The following is a 21,940-nucleotide window of genomic DNA, read 5'->3' as shown; positions in this document are numbered from 1 at the left end:
TCTGTCACAACGCCTTGACCGCGGCCCCCAGTTCGGGCCGGCCCTTGATCGCCAGCTTGCGGTAGATCCGGCCCAGGTGGGTGTCCACCGTGCGCTTGCTGAGGCAGAGCCGCTCGGCGACCTCCAGGTTGCTCAGGCCCTGCAGCACCAGCTCGGTGACCCTGCGTTCGCTCGGGGTCAGCCGGACCGGACCGGCGTCCCGGGTGCCGATCGCCGGGCCGCCGCGCTCCTCGACCGGGCGCGGCCGGGCGTCACCGCCGGGCAGCGGGTCGGCCGCGATGGTCCGGGCGGCGGCGTGCTCGCCGAGCGCCTGGTAGGCCTGGGCCGCGTGGGCGCGCCACGGCACGCAGGCCGGGTCGGCCACGCCCCGGGCGGCCAACTGGTGCCCGCACTCCAGGAAGAGCCGCAACGCCTGCTGGTGGTCGCCGCGGTGCGCGGCGACCAGGCCGCGGGCCTCCAGCAGCACCGCGCGCAGCAGCGGGTGCGCCTCGGCGGGCAGCTCGACCCCGGCCAGTGCGGCGGCGTCCACCGGCAGGCCGCGGCGCAGCCGGGCCCGTACGGCCAGCGCCTGCGCGGCGCCCGCGAGGTCCTCGGCCCGGATCTGCCGGGCCAGGTCGGCGGCCTGCTCGGCGTCGGCGAGCGCGGCGTCGGGGCGGCCCTGCCGGTGGGCGATGTCGGAGCGGGCCAGCAGGGCGAGGGCGAGTTCGCCGCGGTGGTTCCAGCGCTGGGCGGAGCGGACCGCCCGCCCGGCCCAGGCGGCCGCCTCGTCCAGCCGCCCGGTCCAGGCGTAGGCCATCGCGGCGCCCAGCACCTCCGTACCGGCTTCGGCGGGCGAGACCCGGCGCACGCAGCGCCCGGCCAGCCGCACCGCCGTACGGGGCTGGCCCCCGGCGGCGGCCAGCGCGGCCAGCGCCCCGAGCAGGGCGGTGCCGGCGGGCTCGGCCGGTTCGGCGCGCAGGGCCGCCAGGGCGGGCCGCAGGGCGGTGCGCCGGCCGGTGAGGGCGGCCTGGGCGGCGAGCGGCAGCAGCAGTTCGGCCGGGGGGCCGGGGGTGGCGGCGAGCGCCGCGGCGGCCTCGGCGAACGGGACGGCGGCGGCGCCGGCCGCGCTGAGGGCGAGCACCGGCCCGGCGAACGGCCGTAGCAGCCGGGCCCGTTCGGCCGGGTCGGGGGTGGCGGCGAGGCCGGCGGCGCAGCGGGCGGCGGCGGCCACGTCGCGGTGGAGTTCGACGGTGCCGAGCTGCCCGGTGAGCGAGCGGACCAGCTCCGGGTCGGCGGCGTCGGCGAGGGCACGCTGGAGGTAGCGGGCGGCGTCGTCCCAGTGGCCGTCGGCGGCGGCGTCCCGGGCGGCGGTGCGCAGGACGGGGACGGCCCAGTCCAGCCCGGTGGTGCCGGAGGACATCAGGTGTTCGGCGGTGCGGGCGGCGGGGGCGCCGAGCCGGGCGAGCAGGGCGGCGGCCCGCTCGTGCAGGGCGACCAGGACGCGCGGGTCGGTGCGGGCCAGCACGGCGGTGCGGACCAGCTCGTGCCGGAAGGTCTCCGGCGGGCCGGGTTCGATCAGGTCGGTGCGGTGCAGCGCCTCCCGGGCCTCGTCGGCGAGGAGTTCGCCCTGGCCGGTCAGCAGGGCGGCGGTGGCGAGGTCGGCGCCGGTGCCCAGGACGGCGAGGCCGGTGAGCAGTTCGGCGGCCCGGGGGTGGCTCTGCCGCAGCCAGCTGAGGGTGGTGTCGGCGAGGGTGCCGGCGCCGATCCGCAGGACCGTGTCGAGGTCGGGCGAGCCGGGGTTGATCCGGGCGGCGGCCAGCCGGGCGGTGAGCTCCTCGACCACCAGCGGGTTGCCGCGGGAGAGGTCGTGGCAGACGGCGGCGAGTTCCGGGTCGACCGGGGCGTCGAACTCCTCGGCGACCCGCTCGGCCACGCAGCTGTCGCAGAGCGGGCCGGGGGTGAGGGTGCGGGCGTGGCGCAGGGCGGCGAGTTCGGCGGCGAGCGGGTCGGCGGCCTCGTCGGCGGTGCTGGCGAGCAGGGCGACGGGCAGGCCGTCGAGCCGGCGGGCGAGGTAGGAGAACCACTGCCGGGACTCCTCGTCGGCCAGGTGGAGGTCGTCCACGGCCATCACGACGGAGGTCCGGGCGGTGAGTGAACGGGCCGCGTGGAAAAGGTCGTTCAGCACCCTTTCGCGCCCGTTGCCGGTGTTTTCGGAACCAGCCGGGAGGGCTCTTCCGAGGGCGTCCGGCAGATCTCCGCCGAGGGCCGTCGCAGGGAATTCCCGGGGTGTTTCGCCCGGGAATTGCGGAGCCGGCGCCGGATCTGTTGTCATGCGCATGAAGGGGTCGAAGAGCTGGCGCACCACGCCGTACGGAAAGTCCCGCTCGTTGTCGTGACATCGGGCCCGCAGCACCACCGCGCCCTCCGGCAGCCGGGCCAGCGCGGCCCGCAGCAGCGCACTCTTCCCCGTCCCGCGCGCGCCCCTGACCAGCACGACAGCGGAACGGCCGGCGGCCGCCCCGGCCACCGCGCGCGCCAGCTCCGCCAGCTCCGTTTCCCGGTGCAGCAAAACTCCAGTCGGCACCGCAACCCCCCGTCGTACCCGCGTGCGGACACACCAGTATCGCCTGTCGCACCCCCCTGTCAACGCACCGGGCGAATACGTACCGGGATACGTACCGGCCGAGCGGAATACGCAATTCCAGGCGATGCGTAACTCGACGGCGCCGACGGATATGCAGTATGTACAGCCCAATTGGCGCCGTGCTCGAATACTCGCGACGAACTTGTGAACACAGGGGGATGACTTATGGAGCGACCGCGGCTCAAGGCCCATTTCCTCACCGAGACGGTGGGCGAAAAGGTCTTCCTGCTCGGAGAGGGTCAGGACTACCTCGTCCCGGGGGCCGCCGCGGTGCGCCTCCTGCCCTACCTGGACGGACGGCGCACCGTCGCCGAGATCCTCCAGGAACTGGGCGGCGAGGTCCCGCTCGGCCAGGCGCTGACCGCACTGCGCCGCTACGAGGCCGCCGGGCACCTCGCCGAGGGCCGGCCCGAACTGCCGGACCACGTGCTCGCCTACTGGGACGCCCAGGGCGTCGACCCGGCCGTCGCCCTGGAGGCCGCCCGGGCCACCGAGCTGCTGGTGCTCGCCCTCGGCGCCGCCGAGGCCGCCCCGCTGGTCGAGGCGCTCACCGCCACCGGCCTGCGCGCCCGCGCCGTCACCGAGGACCAGGCCGTCGAGGGCGGCCCGGACACCATGGTCGTCGTCCTCACCGACGACTACCTGGCCCCCGCCCTGGAGCGGCTGAACACCGCCCGGCTGGCCGACCGGCGCCCCTGGCTGCTCGCCAAGCCCACCGGCACCTCCCCCTGGCTCGGCCCGCTGCTGCGCCCCGACGAGACCGGCTGCTGGACCTGCCTCGCCCAGCGGATCAGCGGCAACCGCCAGGTCGAGCGCTACCTGGCCGGCAAGCGCGGCGAGACCGTGCCGCTGCACCCCACCCGCGCCGCCATCCCGGCCGGCCCGGCGATGACCGCCCAGCTGCTCGCCACCGAGACCGCGCGCATCCTCGCCGACGAGTGCTGCTCCGCCCTCTCCGGCACCATGGTCAGCCTCGACCTCAACACCCTGCAGACCACCGAGCACACCCTGGTCCGCCAGCCCCAGTGCCCCAGCTGCGGCGACCCGGCGCTGCTCACCGAGCGCAGCCCCAAGGTCGTCCTCCAGCCCAGCCCGGCCCGGCACACCACCGACGGCGGCTACCGCGTCCAGGCCCCGCAGTTCACCTACGACCGGCTCAAGCACCACATCAGCCCGCACCTGGGCGCGATCACCCGGCTCGGCGCGCACGACGACACCGGCAACGGCATCACCTACAGCTTCACCGCCGGCCACAACTTCGCCATGGTCAACGACAACATGGACCTGCTGCGCCGCAACATGCGCGGCCAGAGCGGCGGCAAGGGCCGCTCCGAGATCCAGGCCAAGGTCAGCGCGATCTGCGAGGCGATCGAGCGCTACTCGGCGGTCTGGCGCGGCGAGGAGCCGGTGGTGCGCGCCGCCTACCGCGACCTCGACCCGGCCGTCGCCGTCCACATGGACGCCCTGCTCCAGTTCTCCGACGCCCAGTTCGCGAACCGCGCCGAGTGGAACGCCGACCCCAAGCACCGGCTGCACCTGGTGCCCGACCCGTTCCCGGTCGACGCCGAACTGGACTGGACCCGCGCCTGGTCGCTCACCCACGACGAGGAGCGGCTCATCCCCTCCGGCTACGCCTGGTACGGCCACCCCGACCTCCAGCAGCACTTCTACTGCGTCGGCGACTCCAACGGCTGCGCCAGCGGCAACACCCTGGAGGAGGCGATCCTCCAGGGCTTCTGCGAGGTCGTCGAGCGCGACGCGGTCGCCCTGTGGTGGTACAACCGCACCTCCCAGCCCGAGTTCGACCTCGACTCGCTGAACGACCCGTACGTGGACACCATGCGCGCCTTCTACGCCTCGGTGGACCGCGAGCTGTGGGTGCTCGACCTCACCTCCGACCTCGGCGTGCCGGTGTTCGCCGCCGTCTCCCGGCGCCTCCACGAGGTCGAGGACATCATGGTCGGCTTCGGCGCCCACCCGGACCCGCGGATCGCCGCGATCCGCGCACTCACCGAGGTCAACCAGTTCCTGCCCTTCATCGACCGGCGGGACGAGAACGGCAACACCCTCTACCGCACCGACGACCTGGAGACCCTGGAGTGGTGCAGGACAGCGACCGTCGCGGACGAGCCCTGGCTGCTGCCGGGCCGCGAGCTCGCCGCCACCACCCTCGCCGACTTCGCCCCGCTCGAAGGTGACGACCTCGCCGGACACGTCCGGGACTGCGTCGAGCGCGCCCGCGCCGCCGGCGTCGAGGTGATCGTGCTCGACCAGAGCCGCCCCGACCTCGACCTCGCCGTGGTCAAGGTGATCGCCCCCGGCATGCGCCACTTCTGGCGCCGCCTCGCCCCCGGCCGGCTCTACGACGTGCCGGTCCGCCAGGGCCGACTGGCCGCTCCGCGGACCGAGGAGCAGCTCAACCCGAAGAACGTCTTCTTCTAGGAACGGCCGGGTACCGACGCGATGACCACCGCCCTTGACCGGATCCACCTGCCCGCCGCCGCCCGTACGGTGCGCCGGCTGCGGCTGCGCCCCGACGGCGCGTTCGCTCCGCTCGGCCCGAAGGCCGTCCGGCTGACCGCGCCGGTCGGTGCGCTCAACCTGCCCGACCTGGCGCCCGGCGCCCGGGAGGCGGTGGCCGCGCTGGCCGCCGGGGAGCACACCGAGGAGGAACTGGCCGCCCTGGTCGCGGCCCGGGACGGCGACGCCGGGCTGCTGCGCTGGCAGCTGACCCGCCGCCGGCTCGGCATGGCCGGGATGCTGGAGCACTCCGTCCACCTGGCCGTGGACGGCCCGGACGGCACCGCCGGCACCGACGAGCCGCTGGCCCGGCTGCGCCCGGTCGGCCGGGGCGCGGCCGAGCCCGGCCCCACCCCGGACCCGACCGGGCAGGTGAAGCTGTCCCGCTTCGCCACCGCCGCGGTCGAGGACGGCGCCCTGCTGGTGCGCTCCCCGGGCAGCCCGCTGGCCGTCCAGCTGACCACCCGGGCGGCCGGCCTGCTGGCCGCCCTGGCCGGCTGGACCAGCCCCGCCGCACTCGCCCAACTCCCGGGCGCCCTGCCGCTGGACGCCGTCCGGCAGACCCTGCGGCTGTTCGCCGCCGCCGGGCTGCTGGCCTACGGCGCCCCCGGCGCCGAGCCCGAGGCCGAGGAGCAGCGGTTCGCCCAGTGGACCGCCGCCGACCTGGCCTTTCACTCCCGCACCCGGCGGCCCACCAGCGTGGCCGGCTACGGCGGCACCTACCGGTTCGGCGACCGCTTCGCCCCCGAGCCCGCCTCGCCCGCGCCGTTCGCGGGCGAGAAGGTCGCCCTGCCCGTCCCCGACCTGGACGAACTCGCCCGCACCGACCGGCCGTTCACCGAGGTGCTGGAGCAGCGCCGCTCGGTGCGCGACCACGACGAGCAGGCGCCGATCACCCTGGAGCAGCTCGGCGGGCTGCTCTACCGCAGCGCCCGCCGGCGGCAGACCTTCACCGGCGGGGACGGCCAGGAGCTGGCCGACCGGCCGTACCCGAGCGGCGGCGCGGTGCACGAGCTGGAGCTGTACCCGCTGGTGACCTCCTGCGCGGGCCTGGAGCCCGGGCTGTGGCACTACGCGACGGACCGGCACGAGCTGGAGCTGGTCAGCGCGCCGAGCCCGGCCACCGCCCAACTGGTCAGGAGCGCCCGCGAGTCCTGCCTGATGCAGACCGACCCGCAGGTGGTGCTGCTGGTCACCGCGCGGTTCGGCCGGGTGATGTGGAAGTACGAGACGGTCGCCTACCCGCTGATCCTCAAGCACGTCGGCGCGCTCTACCAGACCCTCTACCTGGTCGGCACCGCGATGGACCTCGCGGTCTGCGGTCTCGGCGGCGGCGACGCGGCCGACTTCGCCGCGGCCAGCGGCCTCGACTACTTCACCGAGGGCACCGTCGGTGAGCTGGTGATCGGCAGCCGACCGCCGACGCTGCGCCAGGACGTCGGCGTCCCACGGAGAGAAGCCAGAAGATGAAGTTCCGTTTCAAGGCGCTGCAGCGGATGCGCGAGCCGGACGAGCTCGACTCGCCGACGCTGCTCGCCGCACCGCGGGGCTGGATCGCCCTGTTCGTCGTGATGATCACCATGGCCGCCGCGCTGCTGTGGACCTTCGCCGGGACGATCCCGATCACCGTCGACGCCCCCGGCCTGCTCACCCATCCGCACGGCACCGCGATGATCCAGAGCCCGTACGGCGGGATGGTCCGCACCGTCCTCGCCAAGCCCTCCGACCAGGTCCGGCAGGGCCAGTCCGTGGCCCGGGTCGAGGACACCGAGGGCCACAGCCGGGAGATCACCAGCCCGTTCGGCGGACGGGTGGTCGGCCTGTCGGTCACCGACGGCCAGGTCGTCGCCCCCGGCTCGCCGGTCGCCTCGGTCGAACGGGTCGACGACCCGCAGGAGCGGACGGTCGCGATGGTCTTCGTGCCGGCCACCCGCGCCGTCGGGCTGGAGCCCGGCGACCAGGTCGACCTCAACGTGTCCACCACCCCGGCCGGCGCCTTCGGCCTGCTGCGCGGCACCGTCAGCTCGGTCAGCCCGTACGCGCTCACCCGGGAGGCCGTCTCCGGCCTGGTCGGCGGCGACCTCGCCGCCCAGCGCTACCTCGGCAAGGACGCGCCCCGGCTGGTCGTCGTCGACCTCACGCCCGACCCGAACACCCCGAGCGGCTTCGCGTGGACCTCCCAGAGCGGCCCGCCGAACCCGCTGGGCACCCAGGTCGCCGTCACCGCCACCATCAACGTCGGCAAGCAGACCCCGTTCAACCTGATCCTCGGCCGCTGAGAGGAGGCACCGATGACCGCCACCGTCCCGGAGAGCACCCGGGCCTCCGCCCCCGTGCCGGAGCCGGACCCGAACAAGCCGGAGAAGTCGAAGCGCCGCCGCGGCCGCCCCACCCGGGCGGCCGCGCCGCGGCGCTGGCGGCACGCCGTCCCCACCGTCCTGCAGATGGAGTCGGTGGAGTGCGGCGCCGCCAGCCTCGCCATGATCCTCGGCTACCACGGCCGCTGGGTCCCGCTGGAGGACCTGCGCGGCGTCTGCGGGGTCTCCCGCGACGGCGCCCGCGCCTCCACCCTGCTGAACGCCGCCCGCACGTACGGGCTCACCGCCCGCGGCTACCAGACCGAGGCCGAGAAGCTCCGCGACCTCGACGGCCCGGTCATCATCTTCTGGGCCTTCCAGCACTTCATGGTCGTCGAGGGCATCCGCACCCGGTACGGCCGCACCGTCGTCGCCGTCAACGACCCGGCCAGCGGACCCCGGCTGATGGAGTGGGACGAGTTCGACTCCGGCTTCACCGGCATCGTGCTCTCCTTCGAGAAGGGCCCCGACTTCCGGCCCGGCGGCGACAAGGGCGGCATCGGCCGCGCCCTGCTGGAGCGCCGCCTCCCGACCGGGCGCGCCATGCCGCTGGTGCTGCTCGCCAGCCTGCTGCTGGTGCTGCCCGGCATCGCGATCCCCGCCTACACCCGGGTGTTCATCGACCGGGTCCTGGCCGGCAGCGGGAGCGGCTACCTCCTCCCGCTGCTGGCCGCCATGACCGGCACCGCCGTCGTCGTCTTCGTGCTGACCTCCGTCCAGCGGCACTACCTGCTGCGGATCGAGATCCGGATGGGGCTGGTCAGTTCGGCCCGGTTCTTCCGCCACCTGCTGCGGCTGCCGGTCGACTTCTTCCTCCAGCGCCGCCCGGCCGAGGTCGCCAAGCGGGTGTCCGGCAACGACGTGGTCGCCGAGATCCTCTCCCGGGACCTCGCGCTCACCGTGATCAACCTCGGCCTGGTGCTGTTCTACGCGGCCGTGCTGATCCGCTACGACATCCTGCTCGGCGTCGTCGGCGTCGGCATGGCGCTGCTCAACGTGGTCGTGCTGCAGGCCGTCGCCCGGGCCCGCACCGACGCCGTGGCCGCGCTGCGCACCGACCGCGGCAACCTCACCGCGACCACCTTCACCACCCTCTCGCTGATCGAGACCGTCAAGGCCACCGGCGCCGAGCAGGACGCCTTCGGCCGCTGGGCCGGCTTCCTCGCCAAGGTCGTCACCGCCAAGCAGAAGCTCGGCATCCCCAGCGCCGTGCTCACCGTCGTGCCGCCGATGCTCGCCGCGCTCAACAGCGGGCTGATCCTGCTGGTCGGCGGCCAGCGGGTGGTGGACGGCGCGATGAGCGTCGGCATCCTGGTCTCCTTCCAGACCCTGCTGGCCGCGCTCAGCCGCCCCGTCACCCAGCTCACCAACCTGGGCGGCCGGCTCCAGGACGTCACCGCCGACATCAAGCGGCTGTACGACGTCGAGCGCTACCCCGTGGCCGCCGCCTTCGCCCGGCCCGAACCGCCCGCCGGGCCCAAGCTCGACGGCACGCTGGAGTTCGAGTCCGTCCGCTTCGGCTACAGCCCGCTCTCCGAGCCGATCATCAAGGACCTCAGCCTGACCGTCGTCCCCGGCCGCCGGGTCGCCGTGGTCGGCGGCTCCGGCAGCGGCAAGTCCACCCTGGGCCGGCTGCTCACCGGCCTGTACGCCCCGTGGTCCGGCCGGATCCTGCTCGACGGGCGCCCGCGCGAGGAGATCTCCCGTACCGTGCTGGCCTCCTCCCTGGCCTACGTCGACCAGGACATCTCGCTGTTCGAGGGCACCGTCCGGGACAACCTGACGCTCTGGAACGACGACGTCCCGGACGAGGCGGTCACCGCCGCACTGCGCGACGCCGCCGTCTTCGACACCGTGATGACCCGCCCCGGCGGCATCCACAGCCCGGTCCTGGAGGGCGGCCGCAACTTCAGCGGCGGCCAGCGCCAACGCCTGGAGCTGGCCCGGGCGCTGGCCGGCGAGCCGACCCTGCTGGTGCTCGACGAGGCGACCAGCGCGCTCGACCCGGAGACCGAGCGGGTGATCATGGACAACCTGCGCCGCCGCGGCTGCGCCTGCCTGATCATCGCCCACCGGCTCTCCACCGTCCGCGACGCCGACGAGATCATCGTGCTGCACGAGGGCTCGATCGTCGAACGCGGCACCCACGACGAGCTGTTGGCGCTCGGCGGGCACTACACGGCGCTGATCGAGTCGGCGCGCCGCGAGGAGGAGGACGAACTGTGAGTCTGTCCACCGAGGCGTTCTCGCCCGCCCTCACCGAGGCGGCCGAGGCGCGGTCCGAACGCTACCTCGTGCTGGACGACCCCGGGCAGCTGCTGCTGGTCCGCTCCGGGGCCGTCGACCTGTTCGCCGTCCGGCTCGACTCCGGTGCGCCCCAGGGGCGTTGGCACTTCCTCTGCCGGATCGAGGCGGGCACCCTGGTACCCGGCGCGGCCGCCGACGGGGCCCGCCGGGGCATCGTCGCCCGCCCGGTGCTCGGCGCCGACGCCGCCTTCCTCCCCGCCTCCCGGGTCGAGACGCCGGGCGCCGACCGGAGCCGGGAGCAGGACGGACCGCGGCTCGCCGCCGACCAGTTCCTGGCCGGCCTGGCCCGCGGCCTCACCGCGCTGGCCGGCGCGCTGCGCGACACCCTGCCGCCACGCGAGTTCACCCCGCTCGACCCGGCCGGGCCGACCGCCCTCAAGAAGGGCCAGGCCCTGCGCTCGGTGGACGGCCTCCAGTGGGTGCGGGTCGAGCAGGGCACCGTCGAGGCGCCCGAGGGCGCGACCGGCGAACTCACCGAGGGCGCCGAGGTCCTGCTGACCGAACGGGACTGGCTGGTCGCCGCCGGCCCGGCCACCGTCCGGGCCCGCTCCCCGCGCGAACTGCTCGACCAGGGCGGACTCTGGGAGCGCCTGGCCGCCCACTGCGGGCGACTGCTGGACACCGTCGACCGCCGGATCGAGGGCCGCCGCGACACCGAGACCGAGCAGATCGCCGCCCGCCAGGAGCGCGACGCCGGCACCCTCGCCGACTCCGCGCGCGGCTTCGAGACCATCCTGCGCGACACCTCCTCCCGGCTGCGGATCGGCGACGCCACCGGCGACGAGCCCACCCTGGCCGCCGCCCGGCTGGTCGCCGCCCACGAGGGCTTCGGCGTCACCGCCCCGGTGGCCGGCACCGGCCACCACCACCGGCTGGACCGGCTCCAGGCGATCGCCCTGGCCTCGCACGTGCGCACCCGCTCCGTCCGGCTGGACGGCACCTGGTGGCGGGACGACCTCGGCGCGATGGTCGGCTACCGCAGGACCGGCGCCCCCGTCGCCCTGCTGCCGCTCGGCACCGGCTACGTGCTCGCCGAGGGCGGCAGCGTCACCCCGCTGACCCCGAAGCTCGCCGCCGAACTGCAGAACAAGGCCACCGTCCTCTACCGGCCGCTGCCCTCCGCCGTGCGCTCCGTCTCCGCCCTGCTCCGCTTCGGCCTGCGCAACAACCGGCAGGACCTGTGGATGTTCACCGGGATGGCCGCCCTGGTCGCGCTGATCGGGCTGCTCGTCCCGATCATGACCGGCGAGGTGCTGGGCACCTTCGTCGCCCACGCCCAGCGCAACCTGATCACCGAGGGCGCCCTGGTCGTCATCGGCTCCGCGATGGCCGTCGCCGCCCTCTCCATCGTGCAGAACATCGCCGTGCTGCGGATCGAGAGCCGCTCCACCGCCGCGATGCAGGTCGGCGTCTGGACCAGGCTGCTCTCGCTGCCCGCGCCGTTCTTCGCCAACTACTCCACCGGTGAGCTCGGCACCACCGTGCTCGGCGTCAGCGCCGCCCAGGAGACCCTCTCCGGGATGATGACCACGGCGACCCTGGGGCTGCTGACCGGCCTGGCCAACCTCGTCCTGGTCTACTTCTACGACCTGCGGCTGGCCGGCCTGGCCACCCTGCTGGTGCTGGTCGGCGTGGGCGTCGGCCTGGCCGCCGGCCGGCTGGAGGTCCGCTGGCAGCGCCGGCTGTACTCCCACGAGCAGGCCATGTCCGCCCGGGTCTTCCAACTCCTCACCGCCGTGCCCAAGTTGCGGGTCACGGCGGCCGAGGACCGGGTGTTCGGGGTGTGGGCCGCCGAACTCGGCAAGGGCCGCGGCCTGGCCGCCTCCTCCCGCCGGGTGCAGAACGCCGTCACCACCTTCAACGCGGGCTTCCCGCTGGTCTGTTCGGTGGTGGTGTTCGGGGTGATCGCCGGGCCGCTGGAGGGCGACGTCCCGGTGCCGGTCTTCCTCTCCTTCTTCACCGCCTTCAACCTGCTGATCGCCTCCAGCCTCCAGTTCACCTCCGCGGCCGTCACCGCGATGGGCGTGGTGCCGATGCTGGAGCGGCTGCGGCCGATCCTGGAGGAGAAGCCCGAGGTCGACGACAGCAAGGCCGACCCGGGCGACCTCTCCGGCCGCCTCGGCCTCAGCCATGTGACCTTCCGCTACGGCGAGGACGGCCCGGCCGCGCTCCAGGACGTCACCCTGAGCATCGAGCCCGGCGAGTTCGTCGCCGTGGTCGGGCCGTCCGGCAGCGGCAAGTCCACCGTGCTGCGGCTGCTGCTCGGCTTCGAGCGCCCGGAGAGCGGCACCGTGCTCTACGACGGCCAGGACCTCGGCGAGCTGGAGGTCTCCGCGGTCCGGCGCCAGTGCGGGGTGGTCCTGCAGAACGGCGCCCTGCTCGCCGGGGACATCAAGGCCAACATCGTCGGCTCCACCAACCACACCCTGGACGACGCCTGGGCCGCCGCCGAGATGGCCGGCATCGACAAGGACATCGCCGCCATGCCGATGGGCATGAACACCGTGCTGTCCGAGGGCACCAGCACCCTCAGCGGCGGCCAGCGCCAGCGCCTGATGATCGCCCGGGCCCTCGTCTCCCGGCCCCGCATCGTCTTCTTCGACGAGGCCACCAGCGCCCTGGACAACCCCACCCAGCGGCTCGTCACCGAATCCACCCGAAGACTCAACGCCACCCGGGTGGTGATCGCCCACCGGCTGTCCACCGTCGCCGAGGCCGACCGGATCATCGTGATGGACCAGGGCCGGGTGGTGCAGCAGGGCCGGTACGAGGAGCTGTTGGCCGACCGGGACGGGCTCTTCGCCCGGCTGGCGAGCCGACAGATGTAGCAGCTGGACGGAGAAGAGGGAACGATGGAATACACCCTGCTCATTCACGGCGACGAGCGGGTCTGGAACGGACTGGGCGAGGCCGAGCAGGCCGAACTCGACGCCGCCCACGCGCGGTTCGGACGGGCGCTGCACGAGGCCGGCGTCACCGTCCGCTACGGCGGCGGCCTGCGCCGCAGTTGCAGCGCCCGTCTGGTGGTGCCCGGCGGCATCCCGGGCGGCGCGCAGACCCCGGTCTCGGACGGCCCCTACCGCGAGGGCCACGAACACCTCGGCGGTCTCTGGGTGATCGACGTGGCCGACGAGGCCGAGGCCGTCGCCTGGGCCCGCTGGATGCCGGCCGCGCCCGGCGACCTGGTCGAGGTCCGCCCGGTCCGGGTGACCTGATCCCCTTCCGCCCCGGTTCGTACCGCGCCCCGTCGAGCAACTGCCGCCGGGGCGCGGTCGGTTGGCGGCTCGGACGGTTCGTCAAGAAGTGCACTCGACCGTGCAATGGCTTGGCCAACCTTCCCCCTGATCCTCTTGCCCCGGTCATGACAGTCGGCTCAAGCTGTACTGCCACCCGTCAACGGCCGCCCCCAAGGCCATCGTTGGCGCGTGCGCTCCTGTTCGTCCCCTCACGAAGGAGCCACCATGCGCAGATTCCTGGTCCGCGTCGTCACCCTCGCGGCGGCCGCCACCTCGCTGGCCGCCCCCGCCGCCCCCAGCACCGCGGCAGCCGTCCAGGGGCTCGCCTTCCGCCCCCTCTCGTACAACACCAACGGCTACAACTGGGGCGGCTACGCCGCGACCGGCAGCGGTTTCAGCTCGGTCTCGGCGTCCTGGACCGAGCCCGCCGCGACCTGCAACTCCACCAACGACCTCTACGCCCCGTGGGTCGGCATCGACGGGTACGGCTCCTCCAGCGTGGAGCAGACCGGGGTGGCCACCGACTGCTCCAGCGGCAGCCCGGTCAACCAGGCCTGGTACGAGATGTACCCGGCGGCCCCGGTCTACCTGAGCCTCAGTTCGTACCCGGTATCGGCCGGCGACCACATCAGCGCCTCGGTGACCTACGCCGGCAGCAGCCGGTACACCCTCAAGCTGACCGACTCCTCCAAGGGCTGGACCTACACCACCACCAAGTCCACCAGCGCCCAGCGGACCAGCGCCGAGGTCATCATCGAGTCGCCGACCGGCGCCTACCCCGACTTCGGGACGTTGAACTTCACCTCGGCCACCGTCAACGGCAAGTCCCTCGGCTCGTTCAGCCCGGTCGCCCTCGACCCCAGCTCCAACAGTGGCTACGAGGCCACCACCAGTGGCCTCGGCTCCGGCGGCACCAGCTTCAGCGAGACCTTCCTCCAGGAGTAGCGCCCCCGGTTCCGGAGCGGGAAGTCGGTGGGGCCGACTTCCCGCTCCTCGGGCTTTCAGGCGGTGGCCTTTCCGGGGGTGGCCTTTCCGGGGGTGGCGCTGACGGACCGCGAGCCGACCTGCGCCACCGCCGCGGCGAGGAGCGCGACGCACCCGCCGACCACCAGCACCGCGGACGGCGAGGAGGCGTCGACGACCGCGCCACCGGCCAGGGCGCCGAGCGAGATGGTGGCCTGGAAGGAGGAGGTGAACACCACCGTGGCCGCCTCCGGGGCGCGCGGGGCCGCGCGGACGAACCAGGCCTGCACGCAGACCGGGACGGCGCCGTACGCGAGGCCCCAGGTGACGAGCAGCAGCACCGCACCCGGCCGGGACGCCCCGAGGACCGGGAGCAGCAGGACCGAGGCCGCGAGCAGGCCGATCGCGAGGGTGAGGGCGCCGCGGCGCCGACCGGCCCACAGCCCGCCCGCGAAGTTGCCCGCGACGCCGGCGGCCCCGTAGACCAGCAGGAGCACGGAGACGGCGTCCGGCCCGGCGTGTGTCACGTCCTCCAGGAAGGGCGTGACATAGGTGTACGTGCCGAAGTGGGCGGTCACCAGCAGCAGGGTGACGACCAGGCCGGCCCGGACCGGCCCGGTGCGCAGCAGCCCGCGCAGCACGGCGAGGCGGGTGGGGGCCTGCGGCGGCAGCGCGGGCAGGGTCACGGCGAGGGCGGCGGCCACGGCGAGGCTCAGCAGCGCCATCGCCGCGAAGGCGGCCCGCCACCCGGCCAGGTGGCCGAGCAGGACCCCGGCGGGTACGCCGAGGACCGAGCCCAGGGGTACCGCCGAGAAGATGACGGAGTTGGCCCGCGCCTGCCGCTCGGCGCCGACCAGACGCGGGGCGAGCCCGGCGCCGAGCGACCAGAACGCGCCGATGACGACCCCGAGCACGATCCGGGCGGTGAGCACCGCCCAGTAGCCGGGGGCGAGCGCGTTGAGGAGGTCGGCGAGCGCGAGGGCGAGCATCAGGCCGCAGAGCACGGCGCGCCGGTCGGCCCGCCGCACGGCGACCGTGACGGCGGGGGCGGCGACCGCCGCGACGGCGCCCGGCAGGGTCATCATCAGCCCGGCGGTGCCGTCCGAGATCCGGAAGGTGGCGCCGATCGGGGTGAGCAGGCCGATCGGCAGGATCTCGGTGGTGACGATGGCGAAGATCCCCGCCATGACGGAGCCGACGGCCGGCCAACCCCGGCCTGGCGTACGGGCGGTGGCGGGTGAGGTGGGGCGGAGGGTGGTGGACACCCGTCCAGTGCAGCAGCGGGCCGGCCCCGGCGCTGGCGTGAATGCGACCTGGACGACCCTGGACTCGGGCGAGGTGGACGACCCCGGGCTCGGGCGAGGTGGACGGCCCGGGGCTCGGGCGAGGTGGACGGCCCTGGGCTCAGGCGAGGTGGTCCGCGAGCAACTCGGCGCAGGCGTCGGGGCGTTCGAGGAGCGGGAGGTGGCCGGTCTCCGGCAGGGTCGCCAGCCGGCAGTCCGGGACGGTGTCGCGGAGCAGCTCGGCGTTGCGGGTGAAGGCGGGCATGTCCTCCTCGCCCAGGACGACCAGGGTGCGGGCGGTGATCCGGCGCAGGTCGTCCACCGTGTGCCGGTGGGCGGTGAGGGCGTCCATGGCGCGGTTGCCGAGCTCGGCCCAGCTGTGCCGGGCGACCACCTCCCGCAGGGCGGCGCGGAGTTCGGGGTGGCGCCGGGTGCCGGTGAAGATGTCCGGCGGGGACTGCATCCAGAGGTCGGCGAGCTGTTCGCCGGGGCCGACCATGCGGTGGAGCATGGTCAGCTGCCGGTAGCGGACCCGGGCGGAGTCCTCGTTGGGGGTGCCGGCCAGGGTGGGGGCGGCGAGGACCAGCCGGTCGAGCGCTCCGGGCTGCTGGATCGCGAGCTGGAGGGCCGAGACGGAGCCGAAGGAGAGGCCGACCAGTCGGCGGGCGCCGGTCTCCTTCGCCACCTCGGCCAGCTGCCCGGCCAGGGCGGGGAGCGTCAGCCCCGGGGGGAGCGGGGCGGAGCCGCCGTGGCCGGGCAGGTCGACGCCGATGTGGGTGAAGCCGGGGAGGCGGTCCCACAGCGGCTGCCAGGTGGTGGAGTCCATGGTGTAGCCGTGGATCCACAGCACGGCCGGGCCCTCGCCCTGGCGGCGGAGGTGCAGGTCAGTCGTCAAGTCGGGCTCCGAAGTCGGCGCAGAACCGGCGGAAGGCGAGCACCGGCTCGTCGCGGGCGTCGTAGCGCGGGGTCATGGTGTGGTCCAGGTGCTCCCAGACCACCTTGTCCTCGGCGAGCGCCTTCTCGCTGCCGCCGAGCAGGGCCGGCAGCGCCGCCCGCTGGTCCTCGCGGACGCCGATGGCGACCCGGGCGACGCAGCCGCCGTCCCCGGTCGGGACGGAGCCGGTGACGATGACCTGCCGGGTCTCGGGCGGGCCGAACTCGGTGACCACCACGTTGGGGCTGAACGCCTGGGCGTGGAAGCGCGGCTTGAAGTCCCAGCGGACCCGGCCGGTGCGCACCGCCTCCCAGCGGATCTCCTCCAGCGTGCGGGCGTCCTGCCAGGGCGAGGTCTGCATCAGGAACTCGCCCTCGATGACGAGCTCGCCGTGCTCACCCGCCCGAGTGGCCATCCCCCGGTTGCCGGGGACGCCGTGGACGGCCTTGAAGTGGTCCGGGTCGAAGGCGTTCTCGACGACGTACTCGGACGGCACCGCGACCGGCAGGGCGACGGCCGCGACCAGCGGGTACTCCTGCTGCCAGCCCTGGACCGACCGCTCGAAGCCGCGGTCGCCGTCCGGGTGCTCGGAGAGCCGGACGAACACGGCGTCGCCCCACTCCAGCACCCGGTGCTCGGCGACGGACCAGTGCTTGGACGGGTCGCCGAGGCCGATCCGCTTGCCGTGGAAGGGGCAGACCACGCAGTCGCCCTCGCGCCGCCCGCCGTAGCCCAGGTGGGCACCGCGGTGCGGGCAGTTGGCGTCCAGGACGCGGACCCGCCCGCCGTCGCGGACGGCGATCAGGCGGCGCGGACCGATCGCCAACGGGGTGATGTCGTCGGCCAGTTCGGATCGGAAGGCCAGCAGGTACCAGCCGTGGTGCACGGTCATCGGGCTCACGTTCATCGGAGGGCGTTCATCGGCGGGCGATCATCGGAGAGCGTTCCTCGGCGGGCGTTCACCGGAGCGCCTTGAGGACTTGTTCGGCGGCCCGCTCGCCGCTCGCCAGGGCGCCCTGCACCCAGGGCAGTTGCTCGCCCGCGACCGTCGCCTCCCCGGCGAAGAAGAGGGTGTCGTCGACCGGCTCGGCCCACCGCCCGGCGGCGTCCTCCAGCCCGGCCCGGGGGGCGGTGAACGCCCCGCGCGCGTACGGGTCCTGGCCCCAGTCGGCGACCGCGACGTCCAGCACGGTGGCACCGGAGGTCCAGGGCAGGGCGGTGGCCAGCAGCTCGGCCAGCGCCGTACGGTCGGACTGCGCCGTACGGTCGGCGACGGCCGCGCGCAGCGATGCCGCGGCGCCCGCCTTGGCGACCACCAGCACCTCGGGGCGCCCGGCGGCGCAGCGGGTGAAGCCGGTGCGGCCGTCCACGTCGAAGACGATCACGGTGTCGGGCGCGGGCCGGTCCAGGGTGACCACCGCGCAGCAGCCGTCCCCGGCGGGCAGGTCGGCGGCGGCCGCCAGCTTCCACGCGGGCAGGCCGGGCATCGCGGCGGCCGGCGGGACGGTGAGCACGACAGCGCGGGCGACCGCGCTCCCGGCGTCCGTCCGTACCGTGACCCGACCGGGCTCGTACGACAACTCCCGGACCACCGAGCCGAGTCGGACGTCCAGCCCCCCGGCCAGCCGCTCGGGCAGCCGGGCGAAGCCGCCGTCGACGGCGAACTCGCCCTCGCCGACGGCGTCCCCGCGGTGTGCGGCGGCGACTCCGGCGGCGCTCAGCTGCTCCGGGTCGGTGGCCCAGTTCTGCCGGAACCACTCGGTGGCGGCCGCGGCCTCGGCGCCGGTGCTGCCGCAGGCGCGCAGCCAACTGCCGACGGACAGGCCGGTGACACCGGGCGTGCGCAGCAGTGCGGCCTCCAGCTGCCAGGGGGCGCGGCGGCCGGTGCTCAGCGCGCCCATCGACCGCTCGGCACCGTCCTCGACGATCCGGGCGGTGACCCGGCGCGGGACGGCCGCGGTACGGCCGGGGCCGAGCAGTTCGTGGACCGGGTTGTGCTCCCCGTGCACCACCTGGGCGCCGAGTTCCAGCGGCGGGCCGCCGTCGGCGGGCCGGAAGGTGTGGATCCGCCCGCCGAGCCGCTCCCGGGCCTCGTGCACCACGACCCGCAGGCCCTCCCCGGCCAGCAGTCGGGCGCAGTTGAGCCCGGCCGCTCCGGCACCGACCACGATCACGTCGTAGGTGGTCACAGCCCACCCCCGAGCTCGATCGGAAGGGCCCGCAGTCGGCGGGGGACGAGGCACTGGTCCCAGTCCGGGGCGCCGTCCGGGCCGCGCAGGGCCGGGAAGCGGCGGACCAGCCGGGGCAGCAGCAGGGCCGCGGTCTGCCGGACCAGCGGGGCGGCCAGGCAGAAGTGCGGGCCGCCGCCGAAGCCGAGGTGGGGGTTGGGGCTGCGGTCGAGGCGCAGCGCGTCCGGGTCGGCGAAGACCTCCGGGTCGCGGTTGGCGGCGGTGAGCACCGCGAGGACCCGGGCGCCGGGCGGCAGCACCCCGCCGGCCAGTTCGACCCGGTCGGTGGTGACCCGGGCGGTGAACGGGATCGGGGCCTCCAGCCGGAGCAGTTCGTCCACCGCGAGGCGGGCGAGGTCCTCGTCGGCGGCGGCGAGCCGGGCGACGGCCGGGCGGTCAGGCAGCAGCAGGTGCAGCGCGTTGCCGATGAACTCGGCGAGCGGCTGCCAGCCGCCGATCACGGCGAGGTTGAGGACGCCGAGCATCTCGGCGCGGCTGAGCCGGTCGTCGGCGGCCAGGGCGGCCAGCGGGACGTCCCGGCCCTCGACCCGGGCGGTGTGGCCGTCCAAATAGTGGGTGAGCGCGGTGGCGGCGCTGCGGCCGAGGGCGGCGCGGGCCGGGGGCACCATCGGGTCGAGGTTGACGGAGGCGGCCCGGGCGAGCGCCTCGAAGCGCTTCAACTCGGCTGCGGGCAGGCCGAACAGCCGCGCGTACACGGCGGTGGCGAGCGGCCGGCCGAGGTCGGCGACGGCGTCCACCCGCCCGCCTGCCGGCAGCCGGTCGAGCAGCGCGTCCACGTCCGCGGCGAGCCCGTCGGCGAGGGAGCGGACGGCCGCCGGCCCCAGGAGCAGCGCCCCCGGGGCCCGGAGCCGCTGGTGGTCCGGCGGGTCGGTGGTGAGCATGGACGGCGGCAGGGCGTCCTCGCGGGCGCGCTCCCGCTGGCCCTGGGCGGCGGAGAAGCGCGGGTCGCGCAGCACCGTCGCGCAGTCGGCGTGCGCGGTGACCAGCCAGAGCCGGGACGCGGGGTCGTGGTGGACCGGGTCGTTGGCCCGGAGCCACCGGTACGCCGGGTGCGGGTTCGCCCGCCCGGCGGGGGCGAACGGGTGGATCAGGTGCTCCGGCAGGCGCACCGGTGCCGTCGTCATGTTCCAGCTCCGAGGAGGTCTCAGCGGACCCGGGGTCCGCGCCAGCGGAAGGAGAAGGCGGTCAGCACCAGGCCGGCCAGCGACCAGGCGACCAGGACCATGGCGATGTGGCCCAGTTCCCAGTTCCCGGCAGGCTCCACGGCGGTGAAGGAGTCCGGCAGGAAGACCGAGCGGAAGCCCTGGGCCATCCACTTGACCGGGAAGAACGCCGCCACCGTCTGCATCCAGGCCGGGAGTTGGCCGAACGGGAAGAACACGCCGGAGATGAACTGCAGCACCATGAAGACCGGGGTGACGATCGCCGCCGCGGACCGGCTGTTGGGGATCAGCGCCGAGTAGGCGGCGCCGGCCATCGCGCAGGCGACGGTGCCGAGCGCGAGGTCCCAGCCGAGGGTGAACCAGCGTTCCGGGGTGCTGGGCAGCGGCAGCCCGAACAGGGCCAGCGCGATGCCGATCAGCAGCACGGCCTCCAGCGCGGTGGTGACGATGACCCGCACCAGCTTGCCGACGAAGTACGCCGACTTGGGCATCGGGGTCATCGCGAGCCGGCGGACGGTGCCGGTGTCGCGCTCGATCGCGATGTTGATCGCGAGGCCGGAGAAGGAGGTGCTCATCACGCCGGCGGCGATGATGCCGGCCATGAACACCTGCTTGAGGTCGGTGTCGGTGCCGGCCACCTTCCCGGAGAAGATCGAGCCGAAGACGACCAGCAGGATCACCGGGAACATCAGGGTGAAGACCAGCGACTGCTTGTTCCGGAAGAACGCGCGCAGTTCGACCTTCGAGCGGGCCGCGCCGGCCCGCCAGATGCCGGGCAGCCGGCCGGTGTGCCGGGCCGCCCGGGGGGTGCCGGTGACCGGGGCGGTCGTGCTGGGCTGGGTGAGGGTCATCGCGTGCCCGCCTCGGAGATGAGCTGGGTGGTGTCGGCGCCGCGGTCGGTGCCGTCGGCGTGCTCCCTGATCAGGTCCAGGTACACGTCCTCCAGGGTCGGCCGGTGCACCCGCAGTTCGGGCAGCTCGCCCACCCCCGCCTGGTGCGCCCACGGGACCAGCGCCGCGAGCAGCGCGGTCGGGGCGTGGGTGCCGATCCTGAGCACGCCGTCCGCGCCCACCGGGGCCGGGTCGGCCCCGGGTGGCAACGACGGCAGCGTGCGGCCGGCCAGCTCCGGCGGAATCCGGAAGGAGACCGTGGTCGGAGTCTGCGTTCGGCCGCCGAACTCGGCCAGCGGCCCGCACTGGACCACCCGGCCGGCGACGATCACCGCGGCGCGCTCGCACAGCGCCTCGGCCTCGTCGAGGTAGTGCGTGGTGAGCACGGTGGTACGACCGCGCTCGGAGAAGTAGCGGACCAGGTCCCAGGCCTCCCGGCGAGCCACCGGGTCCAACCCGGTGGTGGGTTCGTCGAGGAAGATCAGGTCCGGGTCGCCGACGATGCCCACCGCGACGTCGAGCCGACGGGCCTGTCCCCCGGAGAGGTCGGTGCTCTGCTTCTTCTCGTGCTTGCCCAGTCCGACCATGTCGATGACCTGGCCGACCGGGAGCGGGTTCGGGTAGAACGCCGCGAAGTGCTCGACCACCTCACGGACCGTCAGGTCCGAGTAGGCGCCGGTGGTCTGCGGGACCACCCCGATCCTGGCGCGCCAGTCGCGCCGGTCCTCGGCTGGGTCACAGCCGAGGACCCGCACGTCACCGCCGGTTCGCTGGCGGACGCCTTCCAGGATTTCGACGGTCGTCGTCTTGCCCGCGCCGTTCGGCCCGAGCAGGGCGAAGACCTCACCCTGGTGGATGTCCAGATCCAGACCCTGGACCGCGTGCCAGTCGCCGTAGCTCTTGCGAAGGCCGCGGACTGAGACGGGGTGTTCCCCGACGGCAGTCGCCACTGTGGATCGCTCCTTGGTGGGGTGATCAGGTCGGCCTGGTCATCAGGTCGACCGGCCGGGCGCCTTGCCCGGCTTGCGGGTTTCCCGGCTGGATCAGGTGCAGCAGCAGCACGGGCAGCAGCAGGAGTTGCCGCCGGCCGCGATGTCCGACAGGTCGCCCTCGCTGAGCTCGGCGGTGTCGATCTGCGGGGTCTCCGGGATGTGGAACTCGTAACGGCCGGTCGCCAGACCGATCTCGTACAGCTCCACCTGCACCTCGAGGTTGCCCTCCTGCTCGCCCTCGGCGGCAGTCTGGACGATGACGATCTCGGCGTCGGCCGGGAGCTCCAGGCCGGCCTCGGCGAGGGCGGCGCGGGCGTCGGTACGCAGGCGGGCCGCGTACTCCTCGCTCGACCAGGCGCTGATCAGGGCGCGGGTGTAGCCGTTGACGAACTCGGCCCGCTTCCTCTGGTCCAAAGCCATGAG

Annotated in this window: 16 protein-coding genes; 7 read left to right on the top strand and 9 right to left on the bottom strand. The window is 74.5% G+C overall.

Annotated features, from left to right (window positions below; all coding sequences use genetic code 11):
- Positions 1–4: 4 nt before the first annotated feature.
- Positions 5–2,815 carry an AAA family ATPase gene (locus tag ACIQWA_RS28305; RefSeq protein ID WP_402487314.1) on the bottom strand — a complete coding sequence of 937 codons (2,811 nt, stop codon included), beginning with the start codon at positions 2,813–2,815 and terminating at the stop codon, positions 5–7.
- Here ACIQWA_RS28305 and ACIQWA_RS28300 point away from each other — a divergent pair.
- The 7 genes from ACIQWA_RS28300 to ACIQWA_RS28270 all read left to right on the top strand — a co-directional run bounded on the left by ACIQWA_RS28300 (position 2,789) and on the right by ACIQWA_RS28270 (position 13,988).
- Positions 2,789–5,065: a TOMM precursor leader peptide-binding protein gene (locus tag ACIQWA_RS28300; protein WP_402487312.1), complete on the top strand. Its 2,277-nt coding sequence runs from the start codon at positions 2,789–2,791 to the stop codon at positions 5,063–5,065. The genes ACIQWA_RS28305 and ACIQWA_RS28300 overlap by 27 nt on opposite strands.
- 21 nt (positions 5,066–5,086) lie before the next feature.
- On the top strand, positions 5,087–6,613 hold the full coding sequence (locus tag ACIQWA_RS28295) for a SagB family peptide dehydrogenase (protein WP_402487310.1): 1,527 nt from the start codon (positions 5,087–5,089) through the stop codon (positions 6,611–6,613).
- On the top strand, positions 6,610–7,422 hold the full coding sequence (locus tag ACIQWA_RS28290) for an HlyD family efflux transporter periplasmic adaptor subunit (RefSeq protein WP_360237881.1): 813 nt from the start codon (positions 6,610–6,612) through the stop codon (positions 7,420–7,422). The genes ACIQWA_RS28295 and ACIQWA_RS28290 overlap by 4 nt, the downstream gene beginning before the upstream one ends.
- 12 nt (positions 7,423–7,434) lie before the next feature.
- Positions 7,435–9,726 (top strand): NHLP family bacteriocin export ABC transporter peptidase/permease/ATPase subunit, encoded by a 2,292-nt coding sequence (locus tag ACIQWA_RS28285; RefSeq protein ID WP_402487308.1) that lies wholly within the window; start codon positions 7,435–7,437, stop codon positions 9,724–9,726.
- Positions 9,723–12,635, top strand: coding sequence for an NHLP bacteriocin export ABC transporter permease/ATPase subunit (locus tag ACIQWA_RS28280; RefSeq protein ID WP_402487306.1), 2,913 nt, complete (start codon positions 9,723–9,725; stop codon positions 12,633–12,635). Before ACIQWA_RS28285 ends, ACIQWA_RS28280 begins: the two co-directional genes overlap by 4 nt.
- Before the next feature lie 24 nt (positions 12,636–12,659).
- Positions 12,660–13,022 (top strand): YciI family protein, encoded by a 363-nt coding sequence (locus tag ACIQWA_RS28275; RefSeq protein ID WP_360237875.1) that lies wholly within the window; start codon positions 12,660–12,662, stop codon positions 13,020–13,022.
- A gap of 246 nt (positions 13,023–13,268) precedes the next feature.
- Positions 13,269–13,988 carry a G1 family glutamic endopeptidase gene (locus ACIQWA_RS28270; protein WP_402487304.1) on the top strand — a complete coding sequence of 240 codons (720 nt, stop codon included), beginning with the start codon at positions 13,269–13,271 and terminating at the stop codon, positions 13,986–13,988.
- A gap of 56 nt (positions 13,989–14,044) precedes the next feature.
- On the opposite strand, the gene ACIQWA_RS28265 is transcribed toward ACIQWA_RS28270, so the two are convergent.
- From ACIQWA_RS28265 to ACIQWA_RS28230, 8 genes are all read right to left on the bottom strand, one after another.
- A complete protein-coding gene (locus ACIQWA_RS28265; RefSeq protein WP_402487302.1) occupies positions 14,045–15,271 on the bottom strand; it encodes an MFS transporter in 1,227 nt (408 codons plus the stop codon).
- 139 nt (positions 15,272–15,410) lie between these two features.
- A complete protein-coding gene (locus ACIQWA_RS28260) occupies positions 15,411–16,184 on the bottom strand; it encodes an alpha/beta fold hydrolase (RefSeq protein WP_402487300.1) in 774 nt (257 codons plus the stop codon).
- A complete protein-coding gene (locus ACIQWA_RS28255) occupies positions 16,174–17,115 on the bottom strand; it encodes a Rieske 2Fe-2S domain-containing protein (protein WP_402487298.1) in 942 nt (313 codons plus the stop codon). Before ACIQWA_RS28255 ends, ACIQWA_RS28260 begins: the two co-directional genes overlap by 11 nt.
- Before the next feature lie 67 nt (positions 17,116–17,182).
- On the bottom strand, positions 17,183–18,412 hold the full coding sequence (locus tag ACIQWA_RS28250; protein WP_402487296.1) for a flavin monoamine oxidase family protein: 1,230 nt from the start codon (positions 18,410–18,412) through the stop codon (positions 17,183–17,185).
- On the bottom strand, positions 18,409–19,596 hold the full coding sequence (locus ACIQWA_RS28245) for a cytochrome P450 (RefSeq protein ID WP_402487294.1): 1,188 nt from the start codon (positions 19,594–19,596) through the stop codon (positions 18,409–18,411). The genes ACIQWA_RS28250 and ACIQWA_RS28245 overlap by 4 nt, the downstream gene beginning before the upstream one ends.
- A gap of 20 nt (positions 19,597–19,616) precedes the next feature.
- On the bottom strand, positions 19,617–20,486 hold the full coding sequence (locus tag ACIQWA_RS28240; RefSeq protein WP_360237863.1) for an ABC transporter permease: 870 nt from the start codon (positions 20,484–20,486) through the stop codon (positions 19,617–19,619).
- Positions 20,483–21,475: an ABC transporter ATP-binding protein gene (locus ACIQWA_RS28235; protein WP_360237861.1), complete on the bottom strand. Its 993-nt coding sequence runs from the start codon at positions 21,473–21,475 to the stop codon at positions 20,483–20,485. The genes ACIQWA_RS28240 and ACIQWA_RS28235 overlap by 4 nt, the downstream gene beginning before the upstream one ends.
- A gap of 93 nt (positions 21,476–21,568) precedes the next feature.
- Positions 21,569–21,937: a hypothetical protein gene (locus tag ACIQWA_RS28230; protein ID WP_223886012.1), complete on the bottom strand. Its 369-nt coding sequence runs from the start codon at positions 21,935–21,937 to the stop codon at positions 21,569–21,571.
- Between the last annotated feature and the right edge of the window lie 3 nt (positions 21,938–21,940).

Source organism: Kitasatospora sp. NPDC098652 (assembly GCF_044760155.1).
Classification (GTDB): Bacteria; Actinomycetota; Actinomycetes; order Streptomycetales; family Streptomycetaceae; genus Kitasatospora.
The sequence above is the reverse complement of the archived record's forward strand: the minus strand, read 5'-3'. Positions and strand labels throughout refer to the sequence as shown.